Source organism: Vreelandella sp. ssv, assembly GCF_059448525.1.
In genome coordinates, this window is the sequence record NZ_CM182545.1 from 745,496 (window position 1) to 759,652 (window position 14,157).

The 14,157-nt window shown below is 57.3% G+C and carries 13 protein-coding genes; 7 read left to right on the forward strand and 6 right to left on the reverse strand.

The window, feature by feature from the left end:
* Positions 1 to 70 precede the first annotated feature (70 nt).
* Both ligA and AC5TBW_RS03515 read left to right on the forward strand, forming a co-directional pair.
* On the forward strand, positions 71 to 2,104 hold the full coding sequence (ligA, locus tag AC5TBW_RS03510) for an NAD-dependent DNA ligase LigA (RefSeq protein ID WP_495510740.1): 2,034 nt from the start codon (positions 71 to 73) through the stop codon (positions 2,102 to 2,104).
* Positions 2,104 to 2,379, forward strand: coding sequence for a YheU family protein (locus AC5TBW_RS03515; protein WP_308320442.1), 276 nt, complete (start codon positions 2,104 to 2,106; stop codon positions 2,377 to 2,379). Before ligA ends, AC5TBW_RS03515 begins: the two co-directional genes overlap by 1 nt.
* A 9-nt stretch (positions 2,380 to 2,388) precedes the next feature.
* Here the strand turns inward: AC5TBW_RS03515 and mnmC are convergent, their stop codons facing one another.
* Positions 2,389 to 4,458 carry a bifunctional tRNA (5-methylaminomethyl-2-thiouridine)(34)-methyltransferase MnmC2/FAD-dependent 5-carboxymethylaminomethyl-2-thiouridine(34) oxidoreductase MnmC1 gene (gene mnmC, locus AC5TBW_RS03520; protein ID WP_495510741.1) on the reverse strand — a complete coding sequence of 690 codons (2,070 nt, stop codon included), beginning with the start codon at positions 4,456 to 4,458 and terminating at the stop codon, positions 2,389 to 2,391.
* A 158-nt stretch (positions 4,459 to 4,616) separates the two neighbouring features.
* Positions 4,617 to 4,916, reverse strand: a complete 300-nt coding sequence (locus AC5TBW_RS03525; RefSeq protein ID WP_495510742.1) for a YciI family protein — start codon at positions 4,914 to 4,916, stop codon at positions 4,617 to 4,619.
* 150 nt (positions 4,917 to 5,066) lie between these two features.
* On the opposite strand from AC5TBW_RS03525, the gene AC5TBW_RS03530 reads away from it, so the two are divergent.
* Complete coding sequence (locus tag AC5TBW_RS03530; protein WP_495510743.1) at positions 5,067 to 5,981, forward strand: PHP domain-containing protein; 915 nt, start codon at positions 5,067 to 5,069, stop codon at positions 5,979 to 5,981.
* Positions 5,982 to 6,049: 68 nt separating this feature from the next.
* Entirely contained in the window at positions 6,050 to 6,673 is a 624-nt protein-coding gene (locus AC5TBW_RS03535) for an L-threonylcarbamoyladenylate synthase (RefSeq protein ID WP_495510744.1), read from the forward strand.
* Between the two features lie 13 nt (positions 6,674 to 6,686).
* Here AC5TBW_RS03535 and AC5TBW_RS03540 read toward each other — a convergent pair whose 3' ends face one another.
* On the reverse strand, positions 6,687 to 7,580 hold the full coding sequence (locus AC5TBW_RS03540; protein WP_495510745.1) for an ion transporter: 894 nt from the start codon (positions 7,578 to 7,580) through the stop codon (positions 6,687 to 6,689).
* A gap of 51 nt (positions 7,581 to 7,631) precedes the next feature.
* Positions 7,632 to 8,531: a CYTH domain-containing protein gene (locus AC5TBW_RS03545; protein ID WP_495510746.1), complete on the reverse strand. Its 900-nt coding sequence runs from the start codon at positions 8,529 to 8,531 to the stop codon at positions 7,632 to 7,634.
* A 137-nt stretch (positions 8,532 to 8,668) separates the two neighbouring features.
* Here AC5TBW_RS03545 and AC5TBW_RS03550 point away from each other — a divergent pair, with 137 nt between their 5' ends.
* The 3 genes from AC5TBW_RS03550 (at position 8,669) to argA (ending at position 12,156) form a co-directional block, all read left to right on the forward strand.
* Positions 8,669 to 9,349 (forward strand): TIGR00153 family protein, encoded by a 681-nt coding sequence (locus AC5TBW_RS03550; RefSeq protein WP_495510747.1) that lies wholly within the window; start codon positions 8,669 to 8,671, stop codon positions 9,347 to 9,349.
* Between the two features lie 10 nt (positions 9,350 to 9,359).
* Complete coding sequence (locus AC5TBW_RS03555; RefSeq protein ID WP_495510748.1) at positions 9,360 to 10,625, forward strand: inorganic phosphate transporter; 1,266 nt, start codon at positions 9,360 to 9,362, stop codon at positions 10,623 to 10,625.
* A 217-nt stretch (positions 10,626 to 10,842) separates the two neighbouring features.
* The gene (argA, locus tag AC5TBW_RS03560) at positions 10,843 to 12,156 is read left to right on the forward strand and encodes an amino-acid N-acetyltransferase (protein WP_495511907.1); all 1,314 of its coding nucleotides are present in this window, start codon (positions 10,843 to 10,845) and stop codon (positions 12,154 to 12,156) included.
* 22 nt (positions 12,157 to 12,178) lie between these two features.
* On the opposite strand, the gene AC5TBW_RS03565 is transcribed toward argA, so the two are convergent.
* Together AC5TBW_RS03565 and AC5TBW_RS03570 are read right to left on the reverse strand one after the other, a co-directional pair.
* Entirely contained in the window at positions 12,179 to 12,745 is a 567-nt protein-coding gene (locus AC5TBW_RS03565; protein WP_495510749.1) for a carboxymuconolactone decarboxylase family protein, read from the reverse strand.
* Positions 12,746 to 12,790: 45 nt separating this feature from the next.
* The gene (locus AC5TBW_RS03570; RefSeq protein ID WP_495510750.1) at positions 12,791 to 14,116 is read right to left on the reverse strand and encodes an aspartate aminotransferase family protein; all 1,326 of its coding nucleotides are present in this window, start codon (positions 14,114 to 14,116) and stop codon (positions 12,791 to 12,793) included.
* Positions 14,117 to 14,157 lie beyond the last annotated feature (41 nt).

The window sequence follows — 14,157 nt, forward strand, 5'->3', positions numbered from 1 at the left end:
GTCTAATTCGTTCAATTTTTTAATTCCTTTGGTTTTGCGTTGTCGCTGCCGAGTACTGGAACCCATTCTAATGAGCAAGTCTGATTCTCAACCGTTGGAAGAGATTGCCCAGTTGCGGGCCGCCCTGGATGAGGCAAATTACCGCTACTACGTGCTGGATGAACCTACTCTCACCGATGCCGACTACGACCGTCAGTTACAGCGTTTACAGCAGTTGGAAGCGCGCCATCCAGAACTCATCACCAGTGATTCTCCTACCCAACGGGTAGGCGCGGCACCGGCGGAAGGGTTTCCATCGGTGGCCCATGCGATTCCTATGCTGTCACTGGATAACGCCTTTAGCCGTGAAGATATCCATGCCTTTGCCGAACGGGTCGCCGAACGTTTGGAGTGCACGGCAGATGAGGTTGAGTTTACCTGCGAGCCGAAACTGGATGGTGCAGCGGTATCGCTGGTTTACGAACAGGGTGTGCTGATTAGCGGCGCGACCCGTGGCGATGGCCGCACGGGTGAAGGCATTACTTCCAACTTACGCACATTGCATTCGGTGCCGTTAAAACTAATGGGCAAGAACGTGCCTGAGCTGCTGGAAGTACGTGGCGAGGTCATTATGCGCCATGCGGGCTTCGAGGCGTTGAACGAGCGCGCGAGGGAAGAGGGCAGCAAGGTTTTTGCCAACCCCCGCAACGCGGCGGCAGGCAGCCTGCGTCAGTTAGATCCGCGCATCACCGCCAAGCGCCCGCTAGAGTTTCACGCTTATCAGGTTGCGCGTTTAGAACCTGATTTAGGCGATACTGTCCACAGCGAATTAATGAAGCGGTTATCCTCATTAGGCTTTCGAGCCAGTTCACAGCTAAAAGTCGTTAAAGGCCCGGAGGCGGTCGCCGATTACTGTGAGCAGTTGGGCGCAAAACGTGATGCCCTTGGCTTTGATATCGATGGGGTGGTGATCAAGGTAAACGACCTGCGCCACCAGCGGGAGTTGGGCTTTGTTGCCCGTGCACCGCGCTGGGCAGTGGCGTTTAAATATCCTGCTCAGGAAGAGGTCACCACTTTGAACGATGTCGAGTTCCAGGTGGGGCGCACCGGCGCCATTACACCCGTGGCGCGCCTTGAGCCGGTCACCGTGGCAGGCGTAACGGTTTCCAATGCCACGCTGCACAATGCCGATGAGATTACCCGTTTGGATGTGATGATCGGCGATACGGTGTCGATTCGCCGAGCGGGTGACGTTATTCCGCAAGTGGTAAGAGTGCATGCCGAGTTGCGACCCGCTGATGCAAGGCCCATCGTTTTTCCCGAACACTGTCCAGTGTGCGGTTCAGAGATTGAGCGCCTGGAAGGCGAAGCGGTAGCGCGCTGCTCCGGCGGCCTCTACTGCGCAGCGCAACGTAAAGAGGCCTTGAAGCACTTTGCTAGCCGCAAAGCGCTGGATATTGATGGCCTGGGCGAAAAGCTGATCGTACAACTGGTCGACTTGAATTGGGTGGAAACCCCCGCAGCACTGTTTCACTTATCGGCTGAGCAGTTACAGAGCTTGCCGCGCATGGGGGAGAAGTCAGCGACGAACCTGATCAACTCCCTCGAAAAAGCCAAATCGACTACCCTGGCGCGTTTTATCTATTCGCTGGGTATTCGCGAAGTGGGTGAAGCCACGGCGGCAAACCTCGCCAATCACTTTGGCACGCTCGATGCCATTCAAACCGCTGAGCTGGCAGCGTTGGAGGCCGTGAATGATGTTGGTCCGATTGTGGCCGCCCATGTGCATACGTTTTTCCGTCAGCCGCATAATCAGGAAACCATTGCCGCGTTAATTGAAGCAGGCATCACCTGGCAAGAGGCGGAAGTCACCCAAGGCCCAACGCCGTTGGAAGGACAAACCTGGGTGCTCACCGGTTCGCTTGAGGGTATGACCCGGGATGAGGGCAAGGCGCGTTTGCAGGCATTGGGGGCGAAGGTAGCGGGCAGCGTATCGAAAAAGACGACTTGTCTGGTCGCAGGCGAAGCCGCCGGTAGTAAACTGACCAAAGCCGAACAGATGGGTGTAGAAGTGATCGATGAAGCGACCTTTATTGAACGTTTGGCAGAGTGGGAGCAGAGTTAATGAGCCGTTTTATTGAAGTACCTGCCAGAATGCTGCCACCGGAAACCCTCGATGCTCTGTTAGAGGCATTTGTGACCCGCCAGGGTTATGACACGACCGATACCACGGGTGAAGGGATGCACGGCTGGGTAGCCGAACTGAAAAAACAGCTAGAGCGCAACGAGCTGATTATCGCCCACGACCTCGAGCTAGAGATGACCGAGGTCATGACCCTGGCTCGCTGGCGTTCGTTTGGACGGGATATTGCCGATGACGAAGAAGAGGGCGATATTTAGGCGCGCCTCCTAAGCGTTCTCATCGCGAATAAGCGCGCTGATTATCCGCCGCCCTGGATGCAGGTGATCGGCCAGCGGCGCTTCTAGCGGCATCGGCTCATCGCATATGCGTGAGGCGATCACCTCGGCACATAGTGGGGCGCTCGCCAAGCCGCGTGAGCCGTGAGCTGCGGATATCCACAACCCCGTATAGTGCTCGCCGGGTGTGTTGTTCACGCGGGTGGCATCCTTACTTAGAAGTGAATAGTCTGCCCGCCACGCCTCTGCTACCGGCACTGGCCCTGCGTAAGGCGTCTTGTCGGGGCTTGCCGCACGCACCGCAGCACGGCCCTGAAGTTTCTCTGGGCTCAACGCAATACCTGCCTGTTCCAATTCCGCTACCAACGCGGGGAGCGTCTGACGCAGTTCATCGATATTGCGTTGATGATCGTCATCCGTCACATGGTTTGTCGCATTGTTGGGTACGAAGCTGGCGCCAAACGTCAGCACGCCATCCAGCGCAGGCGCTACATAACCACCGGCGCATACCACGCGGGCAGGGCCTGCGATCTCTTCAGGTAGTGTGATCTCGCTTATCTGGCCGCGCACCGACTGCAGCGGCAGCTCAGCCGTTTGCGCAAAACGATTGGCCAAATGCGCACTGGCAATCACCACTTGATCCGCCTCCAATGAGCTGCCATCGGCCAAGTTGAGCTGCCAACCACTCTCTCGCTGGGTCAGGGAGCTAACGTCACCCTGTTGAAAGGTCACCCCTGGTTGACTGAGCAGATGCTCACATAGCGCCTTAGGCCGAACCCAACCCGCCTGTGGATAAAACAGACCGTGGGGTGCGCTGATACTAATAGCCGCCGTTTGCGATAACGCCGGGTTCTCCATGGCGGTGACCACATCGCTGGGCAGCGGGTGCAGCTCAATAAAGCGCTGTTGGCGACGGGCTTCTTTATCACTACTCGCCAGCTGCACAACACCGCAGGGTTGCCATAAAGGGGGTGTGGATAATGTCTGTGAGGGCGGTACCTGTGTGGACAGTATCTGCTGCGCAGATAGCTGTTGTGCAAGCCAGCGCTGGCTGTACAGCAGCCCAGCGATATAAACACGGCTTTGATGGTTGGTTTCGGCGGCCAACTTTACGTATAGCGCGCCCTGGCGATTGCCCGAGCCGCCAGCGCCGGGGGCTTCGCGCTCAATCACCGTTACCTTAATGCCACGTTTAGCCAGCGCCGCCGCCACGCTACTTCCCGCAAGACCTGCGCCGACGATTGCTACGTGCATCTCAACGTGCTTTACCGCCGCCACCGGCGGTGGAGTAAACCAGGGCGTTGACTGACGTCGCTGATCGATGGGTGGTGCTTCGATGCTGCCCGCGAGCATTTCCCGCTTACGGCCATAGCCTGGCACTTTTTTCCAGTTAAAGCCCGCGGCTTTCAAGCCGCGCTTAACGATGCCAGCACAGGTAAAGGTGGCGAACGTTGCGCCGGGGCGCGAGCGGGCGGCCATGGCACTAAATAGCTCGGGTTGCCACATATCCGGGTTTTTGGAAGGCGCAAAACCGTCTAAAAACCAGGCATCGACCTGGCCATCCAACTGCTCCAGACGCTCGGTGGTATCGCCGAAATGCAGATCAAGTGTGACGCGATCGGTCAGGTGAAGGCGATGAATACCGCTCACGGCGGGAGGCCATTGGTCACACAGCACCTGTGCATAAGCGGCCAACGAAGGCCAACTCGCTAGGGCTTGCTCAAGCGCACCCCGCTCAAAGGGAAATTTCTCTGTGGATAACAGATGCAGGCGTGCCTTGGCGGGTGCATGTTGCTCAAAACAGGCCCAGGCGCAGAGCATATTCAGCCCGGTCCCAAAGCCGGTTTCGCCAATCACAAAAGGCCGCTCGCTATTCCAGTTAGCAAAACGCTTAGGAAGGTGGTTCGCACCGAGAAAGACGTGCTCGGTTTCAGCGCGCCCATCACCCCGAGTGAAATAGATGTCATCAAACGCTTCCGAATGGGGCGCTCCCTCATTCCAGGTAAGAATTGGCGTGGTTAATGCCGCAAGCGAAGGCAAGGCGTTTGGACGATGGGTCACGCAGGTATCCGTATTGATGAACAGGTGATTAAAAAATGATCAATTTGTCGACGCTGGCGCTATCTCTGGCTTAGCGCAAAGCGTCCGCCGGGTTTGCACAGAGTTTTCCACAGGCTCTGTGAAAAAGCCGACGGACCCTCCACACTCGCCTATTGGGGTCAAGGCAAAACTTTTTTGAACGGCTTAACAATTACCTTGGCATAGACCCCTGCAATCATGTATGGGTCGGCGTCGGCCCACGCCTTAGCGTCTTCTAAACTGTCAAATTCGGCCACCACTAAGCTACCTGAGAAGCCCGCATCGCCGGGGTTTTCAGCGTCGATGGCCGGGTGGGGACCAGCCAATACCACGCGGCCCTCATCAAGCAGGGCTTCTAAACGGGCCAGATGGTCGGGACGAGCTGCTAAACGACGCTCTAAACTATTGGGTACATCTTCACTGATAATGGCATACAGCATTTGGGGATAACTCCTTGATAAAAAGGGGATGCAAGGTAGGCGTTAATTGACCGCACTGGCATAAGCGCGCACCATATCTTACCCATTGCTAACGGTACATTCACAGCTGAAAAGCGCATTCTGACAAACTGGCCACACGGCGTCATGCTTATGTCTCGACTTCCTTATACCTTTGATGCCGATCAGCGCTACCCAGTTGATTTGCATATGCACTCAACCGCTTCCGACGGTGCGTTAGCGCCCTCAGAGCTGGTAACGCTGTGCGCCGAGCGCGGGCTGACGCATATGTCGCTCACCGACCACGATACCATGGACGGCATTGAAGAAGCGGGCCAAGCCGCAGCGCAGGCCGGACTTTGCCTTATCCCCGGCTGTGAGTTATCCACACGCTGGCAGGGCGTGAATATCCATGTGGTCGCGCTGATGCCCGGCGGCTTGCGCGGGCCAATGTTGGAAGGCCTGATTCAGCAGCGTGAGGCACGAATTCAACGCGCAGCGGTGATTGCCGAGCGGCTGGAAAAAATCGGGTTAAGCGATGCGCTGGAAAAAGCCCGCCTTCAGGCCGGCAGTGACCGACCCCTTGGCCGCCCGGATTTCGCCCGTGCGCTGGTAGCAGAAGGCGTGGTACCCGACTGGGCCAGCGCCTTCAAGCGCTATTTGGGTAGCGGCAAGAAAGGCGATGTGAAAGCCCACTGGCCGGAAATCAGCGAAGCAGTGGGCTGGATTGTCGCATCGGGCGGTGTGGCGGTGATTGCTCACCCGCTGCGCCACGGCTTAACCCGCCGCAAGCGCGGTCTATTAATGGATACTTTCCAAGCGGCGGGCGGGCAAGCGGTTGAGCTAGTCAGCGGTCAGCAGAACCCGGACAGCACCCGTGACCTGGCGCGCCAGCTGGTCGAGCGCGAACTGTACGCCTCCATGGGCAGCGACTTCCATTTCCCAGGGAGCCACGCGGCCCCCGGCAGCATGAGTTTGGTGCCGCGCACGGCGGCACCGCCCATATGGCAGCATCCGCGCTTGGCACATCTACGCGATGCGCCTGCTGGGATACTTTCGGCGGGGTGATTCGGTGAACGCTGAGACTATGTTATATGAAGGCAGTATGAATAAAGCTTACGATCAGGAGTAACTCAATGAGCCAGTACTTTCAGATTCATCCAGAAAATCCACAAAAGCGGCTGATCGATCAAGCGATTGCGATTATTCGCAAAGGAGGTGTGGTCGCTTACCCCACCGATTCAGGCTACGCACTGGGCTGCCATTTGGGCGAGAAGAAGGCCATTGAGAAGATCAAATGGTTGCGTTCGTTGGATGATAAACACAATTTCACCTTGGTATGCTCCGATTTATCAGAGATCGGCACCTACGCCAAAGTGGATAACGGTGTGTTTCGGCTACTGAAAGCCCACACCCCAGGGCCTTACACCTTCATTCTGGATGCCACGTCTGAGGTGCCGCGTCTGCTGCTGCACCCTAAGCGTCGCTCCATTGGCGTGCGCGTGCCGGACCACCGCATCACCCACGCCTTATTGGCCGCATTGGGTGAACCGTTGATGAGCGTCACGCTGATTCCCGTGGGCGATGACCAGCCCATGAATGACCCGGAAGAGATACGCGAGCGTTTTGGCGCGCATCTGGATGCCATCATCGACGGTGGCGCCTGCCATTTAGACCCCACTAGCGTTATCGACCTGCGCGAACTGCCCCCCGTTATCATCCGTGAAGGGCGCGGGGATATCACGCCCTTCCAGGCTTAAATGTAGACGTGAGCTAGTCAGAAGAGGGGGCTTCTTTCTCGTCTTTCTCATCCTTCTTGCGCGGGTCTTCGCTGTCTTCATCGAGCCAGGTCCCGCAGCGCAAGCAGTAGCGGGCGCGCTTTTCATGGCGGTCGTGCCCGCAGCCGGGGCAGGCTTCCTCAGAGTGACGGTCCTCACGAATCGAGCGGATCACCTGAGCGGAGAAAACCCCGGTGGGCACGGCGATAATCGAGTAGCCGAGCAGCATCAGAATCATGGTGATGGCTTTGCCCAGCGCGGTGGCGGGCACGATGTCGCCGTACCCGACCGTCGTCATGCTCACGATGGCCCAGTACATCGACATCGGGATGCTGGTAAACCCGGCTTCTGGGGATTCAATGGTGTACATCAACGCCGCGAACAGCGTGACCACCATAAAAATAGCCGAAAAAAACAGCAGTATTTGACGCATGCTGCGTTTGAGGGCATCTATAAGCAGGCTGGCTTCGCCGACAAACTCCATCATCCGTAAAATTCGGAAAATCCGCAGCACCCGCAGCAAGCGAACAATGACTAGCCCGTGGGCACCCGGTACGAGTAATACCAGCCAGGTAGGCAACACGGCGATTAAGTCGACGATCCCATAAAAGCTCTTTAAATAGAGCAGCGGGCGCTCCAGGCAGTAGATGCGCACGATCAACTCAATACTGAACAGCAGCGTAAACATCCATTCAACATATAAAAATATATGCCCGTAGCGCTCGGCATAAACCTCAATACTGTCCAGCAGGATGACCGCAACGCTTAACAGAATCGCCACGATTAAGGCGATATCAAAGGCTTTTGCGCCCGGTGTGTCAGACTCAAAAATAATGTGAAACAGGCGGGTGCGTAGGCCTTCCGCGCCAGGTGTTAAATTTAAATTCATTGCATCATCCTGAAGTAGGCCTCAATACAGTCCTGAAATAGCGTTAGGCCGCTAGCGTAGCGCGGTTTGGTACGCCAAGCGATGGGCCAGTGCCAACGCAGCTTTACCGTAAGCGCTATTGGGCTGGCCGTGGTTGTCGAGTGCGCCAGGTAGCGCTTGGGCAAAACCGCGTGCGGTAGCATCCAGCGCGGGGTGGGCGGCAAGGGTAGCCAGCGCCTGTTGGGCATCGGTTAAAAAATCTGCTTGTTGGCTATCGTGGTAGGCATCCAGCGCTAGGGTGGCGCGGTGTAGCCACTCAGCAAGGGAGTGCGCTTCAGGTAGGTGCCAGCGCTGTTGGCTTAGCGCATTGCCGCGGGCGGCTTTGCTACTATCCGAAGGACGCAGGGGCACCTGCTCGGCCAGGACCATTGCCAACGCCCACAGCGTTTCCGGGTCGCCGCGCTTTAATTCCAGCTCCACCTCGCGAATCGACGTATGGTAACCGCCGCTGATAATCTCGCCCTCATCCAGTACCAGCTCGATATGACTCTCCTGACCCGTTGAAGTGTCGATCAGTTGCCAACTGCGCCGCGAAAAATCGGTGCTGAGCTGAGGGGCCAGGGAGTCAAGGATACTGCCCAGCTCTCCCTGAAACGGAGGAAGCTCGGCAAGGGAGACCAGATCCAGGTCGGGGCCAGCCACTTGCCACTCCCACTCCTCACGTTGTGAGAGCCCACCGCCCCCCTGGCCTGCGGTTTTCACCGTTTGCAGCACTTTGCCGTCCACTTTGCGCAGGCGAACCGCAATGCGCGCCTTGGCTAGCTCCCCATTTGGGGTATCAAAATAAGTGTTGGTTAATGTCTGCTGAAGCGCTGGTGTTGAAGCGAGGTGCGGGTGCTTAATAAGGGCGGTAGGCCCTTCTGGTGCAAGGGCAAGCTTCAATTCCACTTCCATGGGGGTTAGGTTTTTCATGACACTCGCCACCTCGTTATCGTGACATTTAAATGAATATTTGATTACATTTGTGAACTTTTCATGACGGCGGCGGGCGCACTCTTTATACTGGCGCCGCCATTTCCAGGCTTCCCGAAAACAGGCTAAAAGGCATTATGGTTACCTCCAATCCTTTTTCTTCGATGTTTGGCCGCTCGCCATTCCAGCCGTTATTGGCCCATATCGTCAAGGCGAATGACTGTGCCGATCAACTGTTGCCATTTTTTGAAGCAACGCTTGCTGATGACTGGGACAAGGCGGCTGAACTGCGCGAAAACGTCACCCGCTTAGAGCATGACGCCGATACGCTGAAAACAGAGTTGCGGTTGAACCTGCCCAACACCATGTTTCTACCGGTGTCGCGTTCTGATCTGCTCGACCTCATCAGCGTGCAGGACAAAATCGCCAATAAAACGCGCGACATTACCGGCATTATGCTGGGCCGTAAAATGCGTGTGCCTGACGAACTGGCCGACCCGATGCGTGACTACATCCGTACCAGCGTTGCCTGCGTTGCCCAGGCGCGCCAGGCACTGGAAGAGCTCAAGGATCTGCTCGAGTCCGGCTTTGGAAAAAACGTCTCTGATGTGATGCAGAACATGATCCGTGAACTGCACACCCTCGAGCATCAAGCCGACGACCAACAGGTGACGATCCGCCGCCAGCTGTTCGCGCTTGAAAGCCAGCTACCGCCGGTAGACGTGATCTTTCTCTACAAGATCATTGAATGGGTTGGCGAACTATCTGATCGCGCTGAGCGTGTGGGTAGCCGTCTGCAGATCCTGACTGCCCGCTAAGGGGACCTTCATGCTGATTATTGCCCAGTACGGTGAAATCTTCATTATTCTGGCCTGTTTGTTCGGCTTCTTCATGGCATGGGGCGTTGGTGCGAATGACGTAGCCAATGCGATGGGAACCTCGGTGGGATCGAAAGCGATCACCATCAAACAAGCCATTCTTATTGCCGTTGTTTTTGAATTCCTCGGTGCCTGGTTGGCTGGCGGCGAAGTTACCAATACGATCCGTAAAGGTATTATCGACCCCGAGCTTCTGCGGGATGACCCGCAACTGCTGGTATACGGCATGCTGGCAGCCCTCCTGGCGGCTGGTACATGGCTGCTGGTAGCGTCCATGAAAGGCTGGCCCGTTTCTACTACCCACTCGATTGTCGGCGCGATTGTCGGCTTCGCGGTCGCGGGGTTAGGCCCGGCAACGGTCGACTGGGGTGCGGTGGGCACGATTGCCGCCAGTTGGGTCGTTTCTCCTTTACTGGCGGGTACGATCGGCTTCGTGCTGTTTAAATCGGTGCATCATCTGATTTTTGAAGATGCCAATCCGTTTACGGCCGCTAAACGCTACGTGCCGGGCTATGTGTTTCTGGTAGGTTTCATCGTTTCGATGGTCACGCTGACCAAAGGGTTGTCCCATGTGGGGCTGGACCTGTCCTTTAATAAGAGCCTGCTGCTATCGATTTTGCTGGGGCTGGTGATTATGGGCATTGGTTTGGTGATGCAGCGGCGTATCAAGTTCGAGCACAACACAAATGATCACTTCGGCTATGCCAACGTAGAGCGCGTGTTTGGCGTGCTGATGATTTTCACCGCCTGTGCCATGGCTTTTGCCCACGGTTCAAACGATGTGGCCAATGCGGTTGGCCCGCTGGCCGCAGTCATCAGCGTGGTCCAAACCGGCGGTGAAATTGGCAGCTCTGCGCTGGTGCCCTGGTGGGTGCTGGTACTTGGCGGCGGTGGCATCGTGGTAGGCCTTGTTACCTATGGCCATAAAGTTATCGCCACAGTTGGTACGGGCATTACCGAGCTCACGCCGAGCCGCGGTTTCGCCGCGACCCTGGCGGCGGCCACTACGGTCGTGCTGGCTTCAGGCACCGGTCTGCCGATTTCCACGACCCACACGCTGGTAGGGGCGATTTTAGGCGTCGGTCTCGCGCGCGGGATGGCCGCCCTCAACCTGCGGGTTATCGGTACGATTGCGGCGTCTTGGCTGATCACATTGCCTGCCGGTGCGGGTCTTGCGATTTTGTTCTTCTTTATGTTCAAAGGCATGTTCGGCTAATAAATAGCTAGCAACCAAGCAGTACGCCAACGCTCGAACGCATTAAGAACCAGAACGACCTGAGCGATAAAATCACAGCGGCATCTTCATGTTTATCTGCATTAGATACAGCAGATTTGCATTTGAAGGTGCCGCTGTTTTTTGTGCTCTGGTAAAGTACCCCATTGGACGTGGTAAACGTCTGATGTTTCTTTCACCTGCTGCCGGAGAGCGGCCCTTGGATACGCGCTTCCCCTTTGTTGATTGGTTTCGTAACGCCTCCCCCTACATTAATGCTCACCGGGGGCGAACCTTTGTCATCTTAATTGAGGGCGAAGCGATGGCATCTGGCCGAGGGGAGCAGCTGATTCAAGATTTGGCGCTGCTGCATACGCTAGGCGTGCGGCTGGTCGTGGTGTTTGGTATTCGCCCCCAGGTACACGAATCGCTAACCGCTGCGGGCGTTGAGCCCACGCGAATCGACGGCCGCTGGGTAGCGGATCGTGCCGTCATGGCCCATGTAGAACAGGTCGCCGCCCACCAGCGGCTATGGCTGGAAGCGCGGCTTTCGCTAGGCCTGCCCAGCACGCCGCTGCACGGTGTAGAACTGAGCGTCATCTCTGGCAACCTGGTGACCGCCAAGCCGCTTGGCGTGCGTGAAGGTGTCGATTTCGACCACAGCGGCGAAGTACGCCGGGTGCGGGCCAGCGCGATTCAGGGATTGCTGGAAAAAGGCTCGCTGGTGTTGCTCCCGCCGCTGGGCTTCTCCAGTACCGGTGAAGTGTTCGATCTGGACGCCTCGGAAGTCGCCCAGCACGCCGCCGTGGCGCTGAAAGCCGACAAACTGATTCTACTCGGTGAGTCCGAAGGGCTGGAGGATGAGCACGGTGCACTGCTGCGTCAACTCTCGCCAGCGGAAGCCGAGCCGCGTTTAACGCATGCTGCACCGGGCAGTGAGTTAGCCCGTCACTTGCAGGCCGCCTGCACCGCGGCACGGGAAGGCGTGGCACGCACGCACCTACTTTCCTGGCACAACCATGACGCCTTACTGGGTGAACTGTTCACCCGCGACGGCGTGGGCACCATGATTACCCAGCACCGCTACGAGCAGCTGCGTCCGGCGACGCTGAACGATGTGGCGGGCCTGCTGGAACTGCTGGAGCCGCTAGAGCGGCGGGGCATGCTGGTCGCACGCTCAAGGGAGCGTCTGGAACACGAAATCGATGATTACATGGTGATCGAGCGAGACGGCATGGTGATAGGCTGCGCCGCGCTGCATGTGTTTACCGATACCAGTATTGCCGAACTCGCCTGTGTGGCGGTGCACGACAGCTACCGCGGTGGCGAGCGGGGCGAACGCCTGGTGGAAGCCATGGAGCGCCGCGCCCGCCAGCGCGGCTTAAACGAAATCTTCGTGCTGACGACCCACACCGCACACTGGTTTGTGGAACACGGCTTCCGCGCCGCCAGCCTGGAAGACCTACCCCCGCTGAAACGCGAAACCTATAACCATGCCCGTAAATCGAAGGTGTTGGTCAAGCAGTTAACGTAATTCGCTTATTAGCAACCCTGGTTTAGCTGGCTGAACGCGGCATGAGCGAAAACAGCTCCGGCTGTTGTTGCGCTTCTTGTTGAATAGTGTCGTCGATTGGCGTGTCGTAGGTTTTAAGCAGATAGCCCAGCACCGAATAGAAACCCACCATGGCGATCAGGTCGATCACCGCCGTGCGCCCGATCGCCTCGGCAAGCTCCGCTTCCTGCTCCTTGGCCAGCATGCGCTTATCGAATAACGCATCCACGGCGTTAACGATCAGACCGTCAACACCTTCTGGGTTACCGCGAATTGCAGTGATCCGCTGTTCGGAGAATCCCAGCGCGAGTGCCCGACTAACATGGTGCGCCCACTCGTAGGCTGAGCCCATGCGTAGGCCCGCGCGTAAAATCACCACTTCGGTCAGTTCCGGGCCTAATGCATTCTCCTTAACAACGTGTTGGCGCAAGGGTGCCCACGCGCTAAGCAGGGCCGGGTGGTGGGCCATGGTGCGATAAACGTTGAGTGCGCCCGCAAAGCCCTCGCGTAAATCAGCGATCTCTTCAGGCCAGTCGGCGTCGGAAATAGGCGGGCAGGGAGAAGGGGTCATGAGGGCTCCAGTCAGATCATTATTCAGATAGTCGTTTATTGTGTCTTACTCGGCGATGGCGGCGGTTATGGCCTCGGCAATACGCTCAATGATCAGGTCTACTTCGTCTGGCGCAATGATATAGGGCGGTGCCAGCAATATGTGGTCGCCGTGAATGCCATCAATAGTGCCGCCCATTGGGTAGCTGATCAGGCCACGCGCCATGGCCTGCCGCTTGATCTTGGCGTAAATCTTTCTAGTCGGATCGAAAGGCGTTTTGCTTTCCCTATCCTCGACAATCTCGATACCGCGAAACAAGCCCCTGCCGCGAATATCGCCCACATGGGGCGATGCGCCGAGCGCCGCTTCCAGGCCGCTCTGCAGTCTCATGCCCATGGTGTTTACGTTAGCCAGCGTCTCCGGCCGTGCAATGATCTCAACCACTTTGTTAGCGGCCGCGGCGGCCACGGGATGGCCCAAATAGGTATGGCCATGCTGAAACAGCCCAGACCCATTGGCGAAACTGGCATAGATGTTGGCCGATAGCATCACCGCGCCGATAGGTTGATAGCCGCCACCCAAACCTTTGGCGATCGTAACGATATCCGGGACTACCCCATCCTGTTCGCAGGCGAAGACGGTGCCGGTTCTTCCCATGCCGCACATCACTTCGTCCAGAATCAGCAGTACCCCGTACTTATCACAAATAGCCCGAACGCGTTTGAAGTAATCCGCCTCAGAGGCGACCGCCCCTAAAGTAGCGCCGACGACGGGTTCAGCAACGAAGGCCATGACGTCTTCAGGACCAAGTTCCAGAATCTTCGCCTCAAGCTCCTCGGCAAGCCGTGCAGCATAGGCCTCGGGCGTCTCATCGGTGGCCTTGTCGCGATACGCATAGCAGGCCGATACATGGTGGGTTTCTGGCAGAATGGGCTGAAACTGCTGGCGCCGCATGGCATTGCCACCGGTGGCCAACGCGCCGATAGTATTGCCGTGGTAGCTTTGGCGTCTGGCAATGATGTGCCGCCGACGGGGCTGATTAATCTCTACAAAGTACTGCCGGGCCATTTTCAGTGCCGCTTCAACGGCCTCCGACCCACCCGACACCAGGTAGACGTAATCCAGCCCTTCGGGCGCTAAAGCCACCAGTTTTTCGGCAAGTTCCTCGGCGACATCGGTAGTGAAGAAGGAGGTGTGGGCGTAACAGAGGCTATCGATCTGTGCGCGCATGGCGGCCAGCACTTCCGGGTGGCCGTGACCGACGCTGGTGACTGCAGCGCCTCCCGACCCATCCAGATAGCGACGCCCCTTGGTATCGGTGATATAGACGCCCTGTGCCGACGCAGCATGAGGCAAGGCCCCGCCGATACTGCGGTGAAGAATACGCGTCATAGCCCTGACCCTCATTATCAAACGGTGAGAAATTTACATGA

Coding starts and splice junctions, on each gene's coding strand:
- AC5TBW_RS03525 (WP_495510742.1), bottom strand. CDS start 4,916: ATGCTGTATGCCATTATCAGTGAAGATGTACCCAATAGTTTAGAGCGT.
- AC5TBW_RS03530 (WP_495510743.1), top strand. CDS start 5,067: ATGTCTCGACTTCCTTATACCTTTGATGCCGATCAGCGCTACCCAGTT.
- AC5TBW_RS03540 (WP_495510745.1), bottom strand. CDS start 7,580: ATGAATTTAAATTTAACACCTGGCGCGGAAGGCCTACGCACCCGCCTG.
- AC5TBW_RS03545 (WP_495510746.1), bottom strand. CDS start 8,531: ATGAAAAACCTAACCCCCATGGAAGTGGAATTGAAGCTTGCCCTTGCA.
- AC5TBW_RS03550 (WP_495510747.1), top strand. CDS start 8,669: ATGGTTACCTCCAATCCTTTTTCTTCGATGTTTGGCCGCTCGCCATTC.
- AC5TBW_RS03535 (WP_495510744.1), top strand. CDS start 6,050: ATGAGCCAGTACTTTCAGATTCATCCAGAAAATCCACAAAAGCGGCTG.
- AC5TBW_RS03565 (WP_495510749.1), bottom strand. CDS start 12,745: ATGACCCCTTCTCCCTGCCCGCCTATTTCCGACGCCGACTGGCCTGAA.
- AC5TBW_RS03570 (WP_495510750.1), bottom strand. CDS start 14,116: ATGACGCGTATTCTTCACCGCAGTATCGGCGGGGCCTTGCCTCATGCT.
- ligA (WP_495510740.1), top strand. CDS start 71: ATGAGCAAGTCTGATTCTCAACCGTTGGAAGAGATTGCCCAGTTGCGG.
- AC5TBW_RS03515 (WP_308320442.1), top strand. CDS start 2,104: ATGAGCCGTTTTATTGAAGTACCTGCCAGAATGCTGCCACCGGAAACC.
- AC5TBW_RS03555 (WP_495510748.1), top strand. CDS start 9,360: ATGCTGATTATTGCCCAGTACGGTGAAATCTTCATTATTCTGGCCTGT.